Below are 15,722 nucleotides of genomic sequence, written 5' to 3'. Positions count from 1 at the left end.
CGTGCGCCAGGGGCCGACTCGGTTCGGTGCCGTACGGCTGCGGTTCAGTCCTTGATCTCGCAGATGGCGGCGCCGGAGGTGAGGGAGGCGCCGACCTCGGCGGTCAGGCCCTTGATGGTGCCCGCCTTGTGAGCGTTGAGGGGCTGCTCCATCTTCATGGCCTCCAGGACGACGACCAGGTCGCCCTCCTTGACTTCCTGTCCCTCTTCGACGGCGATCTTGACGATGGTGCCCTGCATCGGGGAGGTCAGGGTGTCGCCGGAGGCGACCGGGCCGGACTTCTTCGCCGCGCGCCGCTTGGGCTTGGCCCCGGCCGCGAGTCCGGTACGGGCCAGGCTCATGCCCAGCGAGGAGGGCAGGGAGACCTCCAGGCGCTTGCCGCCGACCTCGACCACGACCGTCTCACGGGCCGTCTCGTCCTCCTCCGCGTCCGCGGGGGCGGTGAAGGGCTTGATGTCGTTGGTGAACTCGGTCTCGATCCACCGGGTGTGGACCGTGAACGGCTCGTTGGAGCCGGTGAGTTCGGGGGCGAAAGCGGGGTCGGTGACGACCTTGCGGTGGAAGGGGATCGCGGTGGCCATGCCCTCGACGCGGAACTCCTCCAGGGCACGGGCGGCCCGCTGGAGGGCTTCCTTGCGGGTGCGGCCGGTGACGATCAGCTTGGCCAGCAGGGAGTCCCAGGCCGGGCCGATCACACTGCCGGCCTCCACGCCCGCGTCCAGGCGCACGCCGGGGCCGGTGGGGGCGTCGAAGACGGTGACGGTGCCGGGGGCGGGCAGGAAGTTGCGGCCCGGGTCCTCGCCGTTGATACGGAACTCGAAGGAGTGACCCCGCAGCACCGGGTCGTCGTAGCCGAGAGGTTCACCGTCGGCGATGCGGAACATCTCGCGGACGAGGTCGATGCCGGCGACCTCCTCGGTGACCGGGTGCTCGACCTGGAGGCGGGTGTTGACCTCCAGGAAGGAGATCGTGCCGTCCTGCCCGACCAGGAACTCACAGGTGCCCGCGCCCTCGTAACCGGCCTCCTTCAGGATGGCCTTCGACGCCCGGTACAGCTCGGCCATCTGCTCCTCGGACAGGAACGGGGCGGGGGCTTCCTCGACCAGTTTCTGGTGGCGGCGCTGGAGGGAGCAGTCGCGGGTGGAGACCACGACGACGTTGCCGTGCTTGTCGGCCAGGCACTGCGTCTCGACGTGCCGGGGCCGGTCGAGGTAGCGCTCGACGAAGCACTCGCCGCGTCCGAATGCGGCGACGGCCTCGCGGACGGCCGAGTCGTAGAGTTCGGGGACTTCTTCCAGGGTGCGGGCGACCTTGAGGCCGCGTCCGCCGCCGCCGAAGGCGGCCTTGATCGCGATGGGCAGGCCGTGCTCCTTGGCGAAGGCCACGACCTCGTCCGCACCCGACACGGGGTCGGGGGTGCCGGCGACCAGGGGGGCGCCGGCGCGCTGGGCGATGTGGCGGGCGGCGACCTTGTCGCCGAGGTCGCGGATGGCCTGCGGGGGCGGGCCGATCCAGATCAGCCCGGCGTCCAGGACGGCCTGGGCGAACTCGGCGTTCTCGGACAGGAAGCCGTAGCCGGGGTGGATCGCGTCCGCGCCGGACTCGCGGGCGGCGTTCAGGATCTTGTCGATGACGAGATAGCTGGTGGCCGGGGTGTCACCGCCCAGGGCGAACGCCTCATCCGCGGCGCGGACATGCAGAGCGTCCCGGTCCGGGTCGGCGTAGACGGCCACGCTCGCGATCCCGGCGTCCCGGCAGGCCCGGGCCACGCGGACAGCGATTTCGCCACGGTTGGCGATGAGCACCTTGCGCACGATTGAGGCTCCCTCCTTGAAACAAGCCGAGTTTAGGGACTGCCGACACGGCACTTCGACCCGTCCCCAATGGTGAGCTTGCCCACACGGAGCGTGATCCGAGGCTCGCCCGACCAGAGAAAGCCCATGTCGCACCTGGGTACGCAGGACTCCTGGGGAAAACCCTAGCCCTGCCATGTGGTCAAGGTCTCTGTGCGGGCGTGCTGCGGCCCACTCCGTTTCTTTGTCGAGTCCCTACGAATGGCCCAATGATTCTTTGCTTCGGTCGGAACCCTTGTCCCGTGGTTTACCCGTTAGTAGCGTGCCCGATGTCTCGGACGTACCTGGGGTAACAGGCTGTCGGCGTGAGAGTGGGTGGGGCCCGGTGGTACGCAGACCGGTGGCATGGGTCGTGGCGGTCGTCCTCCTCGTGGAGGCGTTCTCCGTCGTGGCGGTGAACTGGTTGCTCGGGGTCGTCGTCGACCGGCAGAAGATGTCCCTGGCCGGCCTCGACCCCGACGTCATGGCGATGTCTTCGAAGGCGGGCGGAGTCGTCTTCGGGCTCTACTTCGCGCTGTGCGCGCTGGTGGCCGCGCTCGTCGCGGTGCGCGACCGCGCCCCGGCCGGCTTCGGCCGCGTGGTGCTGATCAGCGCGGCCGTGGTGCACGCCCTGCTCGGCGCGTTCGCCTGGGGACTGTTCGGCGTGGCGGCGTTCGTGTTCATGATCGCCGTCCTCGGGCTGATCGTGCTGCTCCTGATGACGTACGACCGTGCGGCCGGCCCGCAGGGCGCGGTCCCCGGCGGTACGCCCGGGCAGGGGGCCGGGCCGGCGGCGGGCCCTGAGCCGGGTGCGGAACCGGAACCCGTCGACGGGGACGCGCCGGCGGGCCGTACGCACGAACCTCAGGACAGCGACGAGGAACCCCAGGACTCCATCCCGTCCCAGGGCTCCGCCCACGCCCGGGTCAGCGCTCCGGCGCCCACAATTCCGTGATGCCGACGCCCAGTTCCGCCAGCAGCCGGCGGATCAGGGGCAGGCTGATGCCGATCACGTTGCCGTGGTCGCCGTCGATGCCGTCGATGAACGGTGCCGAACGGCCGTCCAGGGTGAAGGCGCCGGCCACGTGGAGGGGCTCCCCGGAGGCCACGTAGGCGGCGATCTCGGCGTCGCTGGGTTCACCGAACCGGACGACGGTGGAGGCGGTCGCCGACACGTACCGCTTGGCCTCCGTGTCCCACACGCAGTGGCCCGTCTGGAGCACCCCCGCCCGGCCGCGCATGTTCTTCCAGCGGGCGGTGGCCTCCTCGGCGTCGGCCGGCTTGCCGAGCGCCTTGCCGTCCAGCTCCAGCACCGAGTCGCAGCCGATCACCAGGGCGCCCTGCACCTCGGGCCGCGCCGCCACCACCGACGCCTTCGCCTCGGCCAGGGCGAGCGCGAGCTCCGCCGGGGTGGGCGCGGTGACGGCGTCCTCGTCGACGCCGCTCACGATGACCTCGGGGTCGAATCCGGCCTGCCGGAGCAGGCCCAGCCGGGCGGGGGACTGGGAGGCGAGCACGAGTCGCCTGCGGCGATTGGCAGTCATGCGGTCAGGTTAGCCACGGTGCGCCGGGCGGCTCACCTCAGGCCGATCACGATCATCGCCAGGATCATGGCCAGCGCCATGAGGAGACCGAGCCGCCGGAGCATGTTCTGCGCCTCGCGCAGTTCCTCGGGCGGCTCGTTCTCCGGATCTGACCACAGCATGCCTCCCAGCGTGCGGCCGGACCGGGTGCGGGTGCCTGAGTAGGCGTACTCAATTCGGCACGCGGGGTTCCGGTCGGCGGACGGTCAGCCCCGGCCCGGCCAGTAGGTGCGCGTCCACGACGCCGGACCCGGCGCCGGGACGTGCCGGGCGGCGACGCGGGCCGGGTCGGACCACGCGTCCCGCGGGCCCCGCGCGCCGGACGGCGCGGTGGCCGCCGCCGCGGCGCGGGCGCGGACCACCGCCAGGGCGGCGGCCAGCTCCTCCGGGGTCGGGTTGCCTCGTACGACCTTGATGTTCATGACCGCTCCCGGGGTCGGCGGGGCCTACAGGGGGATGTTGCCGTGCTTCTTCGGAGGCAGGGATTCCCGCTTGGTGCGCAGCTGACGCAGGCCGCGGACGATGTGCGCGCGGGTGTCGGACGGCATGATCACCGCGTCGACGTAACCGCGCTCGGCCGCGACGTAGGGGTTGAGGAGGGTGTCCTCGTACTCCTGGATCAGGCGGGCCCGGGTGGCCTCGGCGTCGTCCGCCTCGGCGATGGTGCGGCGGTGCAGGATGTTGACCGCGCCCTGGGCGCCCATGACGGCGATCTGGGCGGTGGGCCACGCCAGGTTGAGGTCGGCGCCCAGGTGCTTGGAGCCCATGACGTCGTAGGCGCCGCCGAAGGCCTTGCGGGTGATGACGGTGATCAGCGGGACGGTGGCCTCGGCGTAGGCGTAGATCAGCTTGGCGCCGCGCCGGATGATGCCCTCGTGTTCCTGGCCGACGCCGGGCAGGAAGCCGGGGACGTCCACGAAGGTCAGCACCGGGATGTTGAAGGCGTCGCAGGTGCGTACGAAGCGGGCGGCCTTCTCGGAGGCGGCGATGTCCAGGCAGCCGGCGAACTGCATCGGCTGGTTGGCGACGACGCCGACCGGGTGCCCCTCGACCCGGCCGAAGCCGGTGAGGATGTTCGGCGCGAACAGGGCCTGGGTCTCGAAGAACTCGGCGTCGTCCAGGACGTGCTCGATCACCGTGTGCATGTCGTACGGCTGGTTGGCGCTGTCGGGGACGACCGTGTCCAGCTCGCGGTCCTCGTCGGTGACGGAGAGGTCCGCCTCCTCGGGGAAGACCGGGGGCTCGGAGAGGTTGTTGGACGGCAGGTACGACAGCAGCTGCTTGACGTACTCGACGGCGTCCTTCTCGTCGCCGGCCATGTGGTGGGCCACGCCGGAGGCGGTGTTGTGGGTGCGGGCGCCGCCCAGCTCCTCGAAGCCGACGTCCTCGCCGGTGACGGTCTTGATGACGTCCGGGCCGGTGATGAACATGTGCGAGGTCTGGTCGACCATGACGGTGAAGTCGGTGATGGCCGGGGAGTAGACCGCGCCGCCCGCGCAGGGGCCGACGACCAGGCTGATCTGCGGGATGACGCCGGAGGCGTGGGTGTTGCGGCGGAAGATCTCGCCGTAGGCGCCGAGGGAGGCGACGCCTTCCTGGATGCGGGCGCCGCCGGAGTCGTTGATGCCGATGACGGGGCAGCCGGTCTTCAGGGCGAAGTCCATCACCTTGACGATCTTCTGGCCGTAGACCTCGCCGAGGGCGCCGCCGAAGACGGTGAAGTCCTGGGAGAAGACGGCGACCGGGCGGCCGTCGACGGTGCCGTAGCCGGTGACCACGCCGTCGCCGTAGGGGCGGTTGGCGTCCAGGCCGAAGTTCGTGGAGCGGTGCCGGGCGAACTCGTCCAGCTCGACGAACGATCCCTCGTCCAGCAGCAGCTCGATCCGCTCACGGGCCGTCAGCTTGCCCTTGGCGTGCTGCTTTTCGACGGCGCGTTCCGAACCGGCGTGCGTCGCCTCGTGGATGCGCCGCTGGAGATCCGCGAGCTTCCCCGCGGTCGTGTGAATGTCGATCCCTTGGATCTCGTGACGCTCTTCCGGCTCGGACATCGGGATGCGGCTCCCTGCCTGCTCAAAAGGGGGGACGGTTACTCATTCGTAGAGTAGTGGTGGGGCTACCGATCAGCAGTGCGTCGTTTACCACACCTAGGGTGGCTTGCATGACGCCGCAGAATCCATCAGACGACAGCCGCTGGTCCGACCTCGAACGCCCGCCCCTGAACGCCGCCGCGCTGCGGCGCGGGCTGGTCCGGGACGGGGGCCTGTACCGGGACATCGAGGTGGTGCCGCGCACCGGTTCCACCAACTCCGACCTCGTGGCGCGGGCCGCCGCCGGGGATGTCGAGGAGGGGGTGGTGCTGGTCGCGGAGGAGCAGTCGGACGCCCGGGGGCGGCTGGACCGGCGGTGGAGCGCGCCGCCGCGGTCCGGGCTGTTCTTCTCCGTGCTGCTCAGGCCCCGTGAGGTGCCGGTGGCACGGTGGGGGTGGCTGCCGCTGCTCACCGGGGTCGCGGTGGCGACCGGGCTGGCGCGGGCGGCGGGCGTCGACACGGCGCTCAAGTGGCCGAACGACCTGCTGGTGACCGTCGGCGGCGAGGAGCGCAAGGCCGGGGGGATCCTCGTGGAGCGGGCCGGGGACGACGGCGTCGTCGTCGGCGTCGGCATCAACGTCAGCCTGCGGGCGGACGAGCTGCCGGTTCCGCGGGCGGGGTCGCTGGCGCTGGCCGGGGCGGTGGGGACGGACCGGGATCCGCTGCTGCGGGCGGTGCTGCGGGGGCTGGAGGACTGGTACGGGCGGTGGCGGGCGGCGGGGGGCGATCCCTCGGTGTGCGGGTTGCAGGAGGCGTACACGGCCGGGTGCGCCACGCTCGGGCGGGCCGTCCGGGCGGAGTTGCCCGGGGACCGTTCGGTGGTGGGGGAGGCCGTGGCGCTGGACGGGGACGGGCGGTTGGTCATCGCCACGGGGGAAGGGGCGCGGGAGGCTGTGGGGGCGGGGGACATCGTTCATCTGCGTCCCGCGTGACCCTGGCCGGGGGTTTGGCGGGGGGCTTCGGGTGTGGTGCGGCGCCGTGTCGGGGTGCGGGTGCCTGCGGCGCTTGTGCGGGGTGTGTTGTGGTCTCTTCGCGTGGTGATCCGGGTGCGGGTTGTGTTGGGTGCCTGTGGTTCCCTCGCGTGGTGTCTCGGGTGCGGGTTGGGGGCCCGATGCCTGCGGCGCCTCTGCGGCTTTGTGGGGGTGCGCGTCGCGCACCACGTGCGGGGGAGTCGGGGCCGCGCCGGGGGGGGTGTCCGTCCTCGGAACGGCGCGGAATCGGTTGGCCGTAGAGGTCCTCGGGTTGACGCGCCAACCGCTGCGGGCGGACACCCCCCGACACGTCCCCTTCCCGCCGTGCGCGGCCTCACCGCCGTCTCGCGTCGAGGCCCGTCGGCCCAACCCGACGGAGTGAGCTGGCGCACACCTGCCGTAGAGTTGAGGCCGGTCGATACCTGACCGCGGCAGATCGGAAGGGCAGCAGGCGTGACCGTCGACGACACGGGCTCCGGCGCTGGCGGGGACGGCCGGGTGGATCCCCACGCCCCCGACAGCGGCGAGGACCCGCTGGCCCTGCGGCTCGAACAGCTCATTCTGGGTGCCGAGCGCCGTTACACCCCGTTCCAGGCGGCCCGTAGCGCCGGTGTCTCCATGGAGCTGGCGTCCCGGTTCTGGCGGGCCATGGGGTTCGCGGACATAGGGCAGGCGAAGGCGCTCACCGAGGCCGACGTGCTGGCCCTGCGGCGGCTCGCCGGTCTGGTGGAGGCGGGGCTGCTCAGCGAGGCCATGGCGGTGCAGGTGGCCCGGTCCACCGGGCAGACCACGGCCCGGTTGGCCGAGTGGCAGATCGACTCGTTCCTGGAGGGGCTGACCGAGCCCCCGGAGCCGGGCATGACCCGTACCGAGGTGACGTACCCGCTGGTCGAGCTGCTGTTGCCGGAGCTGGAGGAGTTCCTGGTCTACGTCTGGCGGCGCCAGCTCGCCGCCGCCACCGGCCGGGTCGTGCAGGCCGCCGATGACGAGGAGATGGTCGACCGCCGGCTCGCCGTCGGCTTCGCCGACCTCGTCGGTTTCACCCGGCTCACCCGCCGGATGGAGGAAGAGGAGCTGGGCGAGCTGGTCGAGGCATTCGAGACCACCGCCGCCGACCTGGTCGCCGCCCGTGGCGGCCGGCTGATCAAGACCCTCGGTGACGAGGTGCTGTACGCGGCGGACGACGCCGGTGTGGCCGCGGACATCGCGCTGCGCCTGGTGGAGACGCTGGCGAACGACGAGACGATGCCCGAGCTGCGGGTCGGTATGGCCTTCGGCACGGTGACCACCCGGATGGGTGATGTGTTCGGTACGACGGTCAACCTGGCCTCCCGGCTGACCTCGATAGCGCCCCGGGACGCCGTCCTGGTGGACAGTGCCTTCGCCGAGGAACTGATCCGCACCGGCGAGGCGCCCGTCTCCGAGGCGGAGGCCGCGGCCGCCGAGAAGGAGGGCGAGGAGACGCCGTCGTACCGCTTCGCGCTCCAGCCGATGTGGCAGCGGCCGGTGCGCGGGCTCGGTGTCGTCGAGCCGTGGCTGCTCACCCGTCGTGAGGGGCAGTCCTCCTAGCCGCGCTCGCCGGGTCGCCCAGTACGTCCACGCAGAGGGCGATCACGGGCAGGCACATCCCGGTCGGGGTCGGGGCCGTCCTGTTCGGGGTGGTGGTGGGCGTGGGCGTGGTCGCTGTCGGGGGTGGCGGTGGCGGCTCGGGGGGCCTGGAGGTGGGTGCCTTCGGCCTGGGGTGTGGGGTGATGCTGGTGGTGGGCCGGGGTGTCGGGGGCGTCGTCCGGTGTGCGCGGGGGGTGGCCGGGGGAGTCGATCGGCGTGTGGTGGCGGGCCGGGGGGTCGGCGGTGCCGTCTCGGTGGCCGGGGCCGGACGGGGGGCTGCCCTCGTCGTACCGGGGGTGTGCGGGGTCTCCGGTGTGCCGCGGGCCAGGGCGAGGAGGGTCGCGGCCAGGGTCAGGGCGGTGGCGGTGAGCAGCAGGCGGCGGGGGCGGGGCTTGCGGTGGCGGCCGCGGTGTGCGCCCGGCGTGCGCTCCCTCTGCGTACCGGACCGTAAAGGTGTCGATGGCATGGTTCCCTCCCCGCCGCGCGCCATGGCCGGCGCACGCTACGCGCCGGCGTGGGCGGTGCGCGGGGGGACGGCCGGGATGTCACTCGAACGGGCGTGGCCCCCCGGTCTTTTCCCGGATCGGGTACGGCTGCGATGATCGGACCCACAGTGTGTTAACCCGCGTTAACCGGAGGGTGTCATGAGCGAGGAGCGGTACGGGGAGTTCGTGCTGGTGCGGCGGCACGGGCATGTCGCGGAGCTGGTGCTGGACCGGCCCAAGGCGATGAACGCCGTCTCCACGGAGATGGCCCGCTCCCTCGCGGGCGCGTGCGCCGCGCTCGCCGGTGACCCCGCCGCGCGGGTGGTCGTGCTGACCTCGTCGCACGAACGGGCGTTCTGTGTCGGGGCGGACCTGAAGGAGCGGAACTCCTTCACCGACGCCGACCTGGTCCGGCAGCGGCCGGTGGCCCGGGCCGCGTACACCGGGGTGCTGGAGCTGCCGATGCCGACGATCGCCGCGGTGCACGGCTTCGCCTTGGGTGGCGGATTCGAACTGGCCCTCTCCTGTGACCTGATCGTGGCCGACCGTACGGCCGTGGTGGGGCTGCCGGAGGTGTCCGTGGGCGTGATCCCGGGCGGCGGTGGTACGCAGCTGCTGCCCCGGCGGGTCGGGGCCGCGCGCGCCGCCGAGCTGATCTTCTCGGCCCGCCGGGTGGAGGCGGAGGAGGCCGCCCGGCTGGGGCTGGTGGACCGGTTGACGGAGGAGGGCCGGGACCGCGAGGAGGCCCTGGCGCTCGGGGAGCGGATCGCCGGGAACTCGCCGGTGGGGCTGCGGGCCGCCAAGCGGGCGCTGCGGCTGGGCCACGGGCTGGATCTGCGGGCCGGCCTGGAGGTCGAGGACGCGGCGTGGCGCTCGGTGGCCTTCTCGGGCGACCGCGCGGAGGGCGTCGCCGCCTTCAACGAGAAGCGCAAGCCGGAGTGGCCTGGGGAGTAAGGGGAGGCGGGCGGATCGGGGCCCGGGGGGTGCGCCGGCCACCTGATCGCCGCATCGATGTCCCTTGTGTCCCCATTACTCCCTAACCTGGAGTAATGGGTGAGGACAAGCGGCTCGCCGCGGTCGTGGCGCTGGCGCAGGGCATGGCGGCGGCGCACACCCCCCAGGAGTGCTGGCAGGCCGCCGCCCTCGGCGCCTGTGGTGCGCTGGACGGCAGCTTCGCCGCGCTGTCGGTCTGGGAGCGCGAGCTGGGCCGGCTCCGGGTCCTCGTGAACGTGGGGGACCGGGCCGCGGACGAGGAGGAGTTCCCGGAGGCCGAGACCTATCCGGTGCACCAGTTCCCGGAGATCACCGAGTTCCTGCACGAGCGGTGGGCCGGCGGAGGGGGGCCCAACGCCTGGGTGGAGACCGCCGAGGGCGCCGCCGCCGGCAGCGCCGGGTACTTCCACCAGCGGGTCACGGCCCTGCGCCGCCGGGGGCGCGGGTGCTGTGTCGTCGCCCCCGTCGTGCTGCACGGCCGGGCCTGGGGCGAGCTGTACGTGGCCCGCGCGGCCGGTGCGCCGGTGTTCGCGCGGGCCGACTCCGACTTCGCCACCGTGCTCGCCGCCGTCGTGGCCGCCGGTATCGCGCAGACCGAGCGGCTGGAGGAGGCCCGCCGGCTCGCGTACACCGACGCCCTCACCGGCCTGGCCAACCGCCGGGCCGTGGACGTGTGCCTGGAGGAGGCCGTCGAGCGGCACCGCGCGGAGGGCGCGGTGGTCAGCCTGGTCGTCTGCGACCTCAACGGGCTCAAGCGGGTCAACGACACCCTCGGGCACGCCGTCGGCGACAGGCTGCTGGAGAGGTTCGGCTCGGTGCTGTCGCTGTGCGGGGCGATGGTGCCGGGCGCGCTGGTCGCGCGGCTGGGCGGGGACGAGTTCTGTCTGGTCGCGGTGGGGCCGCCCGCCGACGACGTGGTCAAGGCGGCGGACGAACTGTGCCGCCGGGCCGGCGAGCTGGAGCCGGGGGAGGGGGTGGCGTGCGGGGTCGCCTCGACCGCGGAGGCGATCGGCGAGGTGCGTGACGCCCGGCGGCTGTTCCGGCTCGCGGACGCCGCCCAGTACCGGGCCAAGGCGCTGCGCCTGGACCGGCCGGTGGTGGCCGGCCGGGAGGGTGCCGCCGATCCGGTCGTGCGGCTGGCCGACGCGCCGCCGCCCTCGCGCGCCGAGCGGCGCCGGTTCCGGGGGCGCCGGCCGTGACACCCGAAAGCGGCACCGATCGTGAGGCGAAACCCACACCCTGAGGTAAGGGGTGACTCCGGCGCCCACTAGTGACACCACCGCATTCAATGCGTACGCTCCTGAATATGGATATGCACACTGTGGTGGTGGGGACGTCCGGGGTCACGGCGTCCGACGTTCTCGCCGTGGCGCGCGGCGGTGCCCGCATAGAGCTGTCGGCGGAGGCGGTGGCGGCCCTCGCGGCGGCCCGGGAGATCGTGGACGCGCTGGCGGCCAAGCCCGACCCGGTCTACGGCGTCTCCACCGGCTTCGGCGCCCTGGCGACCCGGCACATCAGCCCGGAGCTGCGCGCCCAGTTGCAGCGCAACATCGTCCGCTCGCACGCCGCCGGCATGGGCCCCCGGGTGGAGCGCGAGGTCGTCCGGGCCCTGATGTTCCTGCGGCTGAAGACCGTCTGCTCGGGGCACACCGGAGTGCGGCCCGAGGTCGCGCAGACCATGGCCGACGTGCTGAACGCCGGGATCACCCCGGTCGTGCACGAGTACGGCTCCCTGGGCTGCTCCGGCGACCTGGCCCCGCTGTCCCACTGCGCGCTCACCCTCATGGGCGAGGGCGAGGCGGAGGGTCCCGACGGGAGCGTCCGGCCCGCGGGCGAGCTGCTCGCCGAGCACGGCATCCGGCCCGTCGAGCTGCGCGAGAAGGAGGGCCTGGCGCTGCTCAACGGCACCGACGGCATGCTCGGCATGCTGGTCATGGCCCTCGCCGACCTGGACACCCTCTACAAGTCCGCCGACGTCACCGCCGCCCTCACCCTGGAGGCGCTGCTCGGCAGCGACAAGGTCCTCGCGCCCGAGCTGCACGCCATCCGCCCGCACCCCGGACAGGGCGCCAGCGCCGCCAACATGCTCGCCGTGCTGAAGGGCTCCGGGCTCACCGGGCACCACCAGGACGACGCCCCGCGCGTCCAGGACGCCTACTCCGTGCGCTGCGCCCCGCAGGTCGCCGGCGCCGGACGCGACACCGTCGCGCACGCCCGCCTGGTCGCCGACCGGGAGCTGGCCTCCGCCGTGGACAACCCCGTGGTGCTGCCCGACGGCCGCGTGGAGTCCAACGGCAACTTCCACGGCGCGCCCGTGGCCTATGTGCTGGACTTCCTCGCCATCGCCGCCGCCGACCTCGGCTCCATCGCCGAGCGCCGCACCGACCGGCTGCTGGACAAGAACCGCAGCCACGGCCTGCCGCCGTTCCTCGCCGACGACGCCGGTGTGGACTCCGGGCTGATGATCGCCCAGTACACGCAGGCCGCGCTGGTCAGCGAGCTGAAGCGGCTCGCCGTACCGGCCTCCGCGGACTCCATCCCGTCCTCCGCCATGCAGGAGGACCACGTCTCCATGGGCTGGTCGGCCGCGCGCAAGCTGCGCACCGCCGTGGACAACCTCACCCGGATCATCGCCATCGAGCTCTACGCGGCCACCCGCGCCATCGAGCTGCGCGAGGGACTCACCCCGGCGCCCGCCACGCGGGCCGTGATCGACGCCGTGCGCGCCGCGGGCGTGCGGGGCCCGGGCCCGGACCGGTTCCTGGCGCCCGACCTGGCCGCCGCCGACGCCTTCGTGCGCGGCGGGGAGCTGGTGGCGGCCGTGGAGAAGGTCACCGGCCCGCTCCAATGAACGACGGCGGGGCCCCGGCCGGGGCCCCGCCGCATGGGTGACCAAACGTCACTTCAGCTTGGCGGCCTGCGCCTTCATGACCGGAGCGGAGACCGTGTAGGGCTTCTTGGTCATCATCGCGCCGATGTTGACCGTGGTGTACACCGCGAGGGTCCTGCCGTGCCGCACCACCTCGGAGTGCAACGGCAGGGCGCCGTCCTCGCCCTCCTCGTCGGTCGCGGTGAAGGCCACCGACGCGTCACCCGCGCCGGACGACTTCTCCTCGGCGACCTTGGTGAACTTGCCCTTCTCGCCGTCCTGTTCGCCAGAGAAGCCGCCCGCGCACGCCTTGACCGCGTCCTTGACCGAGGCCAGGGCCCGCTCGGCGCCGTCCCCGTCGTACGAGGCCAGGGTGACCACGGTGACGTCCAGGTCCATGGCCTTGGTGAACTCGTCCTTGAGGGCGCCCTCGGACAGGTCCTCCGGGGAGCTGGGCTGAGCCGTGGGGACCTTCTTCTCCTGCGTGGCCATGCGGCTGGTGTTCGCCGCCGGGGCGCCGGGCGCGATGCCGGTGAAGGCCTGGAGCACCGGCTCGCACTTGGCGTCCCCGGCCTTGACCTTGGAGCGGTCCGGGACGCCGCCCTCGACCGGCCCGACCTCGTGCCCGGGCACGTCACCCTTGGCGATGACCAGCTTCTGCAACTCCGCCGCGCTCAGCGTCTTCGCGGCCGGCTTGGCGGCGTCCTTGCCCGAGGCGTTCCCCGAGCCCTTCGACTTCTCGTCGCCACAACCCGTGACGAGGGCGAGCGACAGCACGCTCACAGCTGCGGTGGCGCACAGCCGCACGCCCGATGATCTCTTCATGGGCGAACTATGTGCGGACTGTCAAGACATAGTCAAGACAAATCAAAAACCCGTACGTTCGCGACGCACCGAATACACGACGAAACCGGCGCCCACCGTGAGGAACAGGCTGCCGCCGATGACGTACGGGGTGGTGTCGAAGCCGCCGGTGTCGGCCAGTTCGGCCTCCACGGCCGCCCGGTCCGTGCCCGCGGCGGGCGCCGACACCGCTCTGACCTGTGCGACGTGTGTGACCTGGGTGACGCGGGTGGGCGTCGAGGCGGTCGCCGTCTCTCTCGCCGGGGCGTTCTGCGAGGCGTTCGCGGACGGGACGAACCACAGTGCGCACAGCAGGGTGCCCGCGGCGGCGGCGGTCAGCAACGGGCGGCGAGCGGATGACACGGAATATCGATCCCCTTGTGACGCTGGCGAATTGGCCGTGTGGGGCGATGTTAGTGAAAGGCGCGGGTCACAGGAAAGTCACGGGAGGTTTCGGCCGTACGCTCCCCCCATGAGCACAGAAGAGACATCACGTTTTGTGCGGCTTCGGGTGGAACTGGTGCTGGAGGTGCTGGACGAGGACGAGGTGGCCAAGGCCGCACTGGGCCGCCTCGCCGGGGACACCGCGCTGCCGGAGGCGGAGCGGGCGCACGCCGAGGCCGCTGTGACGGAAGACACCGCGGAGGCCCTGGCCTATCTCGTGGATCCGTTCGACCTGGTCAGCGAGGTGCCCGGGGTGGAGCTCCAGCAGGCGTCCTGGTCCAGTGAGCGCGTCGACTACGACCCCGATTCGCCCGAGTGGGACCTGGACGAGGATGATGGGGAGGACGACGAGGAAGAGGACGGCATCGGCTGAGCGTCCCGGGGCACCCAGGGCCCCGGACGGCACCCGCCGTCCGGGGCCTTCGTCGTCCCGGGGGACGCGGGGACGGGCGTCCGGCCCCGTCCGTGACCAAGGAGCGCGCCACGGACGTGGGATGCCCCACAGATCCACGGGGCGGGAACGGGACGAACCGGCCGTAGCGTTGATGGTTCTTGACGGGGGACTCGGGGTTTTCGCGACTCGGCAACGATGGAGAAGCTTGTGATGACGGTCAGTAAGCGGCGCGGGCGCCTGGCGGCCGCTTCCGCTCTGCTCGGCGGTGTGCTGGTGCTCACGGCGTGTTCCGGCGGCGACGCCGACGCCTCCGGCAGCGGCGACGGCGACACCTCGCAGGCCAAGGTCGACGAGGCGGCGGCCAAGAAGTCCTCCGAGGCGCAGATCACGATCACGCCGAAGGACGGCTCCGCCAACGCGTCGATCAACAACTCCGCCGCCGTCACGGTGAGCAAGGGCACCCTCACCGGCGTCACCATGACCACCCAGGACGGCAAGCCCGTCGCCGGGCAGCTGTCCGCCGACAGCAAGAGCTGGAAGCCCGGCACCGCGCTGGAGCGTTCCACCACCTACAAGGTCGCCGCGGAGGCCAAGGACTCCGAGGGCCGCATAGCCCACGAGAACGCCTCCTTCACCACGGTCTCCCCGGCCAACAGCTTCATCGGCACCTTCACCCCGGACAACGGCTCCACGGTCGGCGTCGGCATGCCCGTGTCGATCAACTTCGACAAGGCGATCACCAACAAGGCGGCCGTGCAGAAGGGCATCACGGTCAGCTCCAGCAGCGGCCAGGAGGTCGCCTGCCACTGGTTCAGCGCCAACCGCATGGACTGCCGCCCCGAGGAGTACTGGAAGGAAGGCTCCACCGTCACCCTGAAGCTGGCGCTCGACGGCGTCCAGGGCGCGAGCGGTGTCTACGGCGTCCAGCAGAAGACGGTCACCTTCCACATCGGCCGCAACCAGGTCTCCTACGTCGACGCGAAGACCAAGCAGATGAAGGTCACGCAGGACGGCAAGGTCGTCAAGACCATCCCGATCTCCGCCGGCTCCCCCGACAACAAGACGTACGAGGGGCAGATGGTGATCTCCGAGAAGTTCAAGCAGACCCGCATGAACGGCGCCACGGTCGGCTTCACCGACGACGACGGCAAGGGCGAGTACGACATCAAGGACGTGCCGCACGCCATGCGCCTGACCACCTCGGGCACCTTCATCCACGGCAACTACTGGGGCGCGCCGTCGGTGTTCGGCAGCGCCAACACCAGCCACGGCTGCGTCGGCCTGCGGGACGCGAAGGGCGCGAACGACCCGAGCACGCCTGCGGCCTGGTTCTACAACGGCACGCTGATCGGTGACGTCGTGGTCGTCCAGAACACCGGCGACAAGACGGTCTCGCCGGACAACGGCCTCAACGGCTGGAACATGGACTGGGCGCAGTGGAAGGCCGGTTCGGCCGTCTGACGCTCCGTCATCACTTCGCGCGATGCCGCTCCTCCGGGGGCGGCATCGTTCGTTGACGGTCCATAACACCCCCTGGTTCCAAGGGACTTCGCGGTTGTGTAACGGTGTCCCGGACGGCACGTAACAGTTTCCTGTCGTGCTTTCTCACCGTT

Annotated in this window: 15 protein-coding genes; 8 read left to right on the top strand and 7 right to left on the bottom strand. The window is 72.0% G+C overall.

The features are described from left to right. Nucleotides 1-44 precede the first annotated feature (44 nt). Complete coding sequence (locus ACSURM_RS14240) at nt 45-1,814, bottom strand: acetyl/propionyl/methylcrotonyl-CoA carboxylase subunit alpha (RefSeq protein ID WP_436955349.1); 1,770 nt, start codon at nt 1,812-1,814, stop codon at nt 45-47. Nucleotides 1,815-2,193: 379 nt separating this feature from the next. Between ACSURM_RS14240 and ACSURM_RS14235 the strand changes: the two genes are divergently transcribed. After that, entirely contained in the window at nt 2,194-2,787 is a 594-nt protein-coding gene (locus ACSURM_RS14235) for a hypothetical protein (RefSeq protein WP_436955348.1), read from the top strand. Here the strand turns inward: ACSURM_RS14235 and ACSURM_RS14230 are convergent. The 4 genes from ACSURM_RS14230 to ACSURM_RS14215 all read right to left on the bottom strand — a co-directional run bounded on the left by ACSURM_RS14230 (nt 2,759) and on the right by ACSURM_RS14215 (nt 5,463). Then, nucleotides 2,759-3,376, bottom strand: coding sequence for a Maf family protein (locus ACSURM_RS14230; RefSeq protein ID WP_189993821.1), 618 nt, complete (start codon nt 3,374-3,376; stop codon nt 2,759-2,761). The genes ACSURM_RS14235 and ACSURM_RS14230 overlap by 29 nt on opposite strands. Nucleotides 3,377-3,408: 32 nt before the next feature. Further along, nucleotides 3,409-3,537 (bottom strand): morphogenic membrane protein MmpB, encoded by a 129-nt coding sequence (gene mmpB, locus ACSURM_RS14225; RefSeq protein WP_268257578.1) that lies wholly within the window; start codon nt 3,535-3,537, stop codon nt 3,409-3,411. Nucleotides 3,538-3,621: 84 nt separating this feature from the next. Next, entirely contained in the window at nt 3,622-3,837 is a 216-nt protein-coding gene (locus ACSURM_RS14220; protein WP_359052396.1) for an acyl-CoA carboxylase epsilon subunit, read from the bottom strand. Nucleotides 3,838-3,861: 24 nt separating this feature from the next. Beyond that, nucleotides 3,862-5,463: an acyl-CoA carboxylase subunit beta gene (locus tag ACSURM_RS14215; protein ID WP_289969632.1), complete on the bottom strand. Its 1,602-nt coding sequence runs from the start codon at nt 5,461-5,463 to the stop codon at nt 3,862-3,864. Between the two features lie 110 nt (nt 5,464-5,573). Here ACSURM_RS14215 and ACSURM_RS14210 point away from each other — a divergent pair, with 110 nt between their 5' ends. The 5 genes from ACSURM_RS14210 to hutH all read left to right on the top strand — a co-directional run bounded on the left by ACSURM_RS14210 (nt 5,574) and on the right by hutH (nt 12,410). After that, nucleotides 5,574-6,434, top strand: a complete 861-nt coding sequence (locus ACSURM_RS14210; protein WP_436955347.1) for a biotin--[acetyl-CoA-carboxylase] ligase — start codon at nt 5,574-5,576, stop codon at nt 6,432-6,434. Nucleotides 6,435-6,926: 492 nt separating this feature from the next. Then, entirely contained in the window at nt 6,927-8,042 is a 1,116-nt protein-coding gene (locus ACSURM_RS14205; protein WP_436955346.1) for an adenylate/guanylate cyclase domain-containing protein, read from the top strand. 683 nt (nt 8,043-8,725) lie between these two features. After that, nucleotides 8,726-9,520: an enoyl-CoA hydratase/isomerase family protein gene (locus ACSURM_RS14200; RefSeq protein WP_391342493.1), complete on the top strand. Its 795-nt coding sequence runs from the start codon at nt 8,726-8,728 to the stop codon at nt 9,518-9,520. A 95-nt stretch (nt 9,521-9,615) separates the two neighbouring features. After that, nucleotides 9,616-10,758, top strand: coding sequence for a diguanylate cyclase domain-containing protein (locus tag ACSURM_RS14195; protein ID WP_436955345.1), 1,143 nt, complete (start codon nt 9,616-9,618; stop codon nt 10,756-10,758). Nucleotides 10,759-10,871: 113 nt separating this feature from the next. Beyond that, the gene (gene hutH, locus ACSURM_RS14190) at nt 10,872-12,410 is read left to right on the top strand and encodes a histidine ammonia-lyase (RefSeq protein ID WP_436961089.1); all 1,539 of its coding nucleotides are present in this window, start codon (nt 10,872-10,874) and stop codon (nt 12,408-12,410) included. A gap of 48 nt (nt 12,411-12,458) precedes the next feature. On the opposite strand, the gene ACSURM_RS14185 is transcribed toward hutH, so the two are convergent. Together ACSURM_RS14185 and ACSURM_RS14180 are read right to left on the bottom strand one after the other, a co-directional pair. Further along, complete coding sequence (locus tag ACSURM_RS14185; protein WP_436955344.1) at nt 12,459-13,253, bottom strand: hypothetical protein; 795 nt, start codon at nt 13,251-13,253, stop codon at nt 12,459-12,461. 42 nt (nt 13,254-13,295) lie between these two features. After that, nucleotides 13,296-13,634, bottom strand: a complete 339-nt coding sequence (locus ACSURM_RS14180) for a hypothetical protein (protein ID WP_436955343.1) — start codon at nt 13,632-13,634, stop codon at nt 13,296-13,298. Nucleotides 13,635-13,743: 109 nt separating this feature from the next. Here ACSURM_RS14180 and ACSURM_RS14175 point away from each other — a divergent pair, with 109 nt between their 5' ends. After that, complete coding sequence (locus tag ACSURM_RS14175; protein WP_436955342.1) at nt 13,744-14,088, top strand: hypothetical protein; 345 nt, start codon at nt 13,744-13,746, stop codon at nt 14,086-14,088. A gap of 231 nt (nt 14,089-14,319) precedes the next feature. Beyond that, a complete protein-coding gene (locus ACSURM_RS14170; RefSeq protein WP_436955341.1) occupies nt 14,320-15,570 on the top strand; it encodes a L,D-transpeptidase in 1,251 nt (416 codons plus the stop codon). Nucleotides 15,571-15,722 lie beyond the last annotated feature (152 nt).

The organism is Streptomyces sp. SudanB182_2057 (genome assembly GCF_964272715.1).
GTDB classification, from domain to species: domain Bacteria; phylum Actinomycetota; class Actinomycetes; order Streptomycetales; family Streptomycetaceae; genus Streptomyces; species Streptomyces rubradiris.
This window is presented reverse-complemented; position numbering and strand designations above follow the sequence as displayed.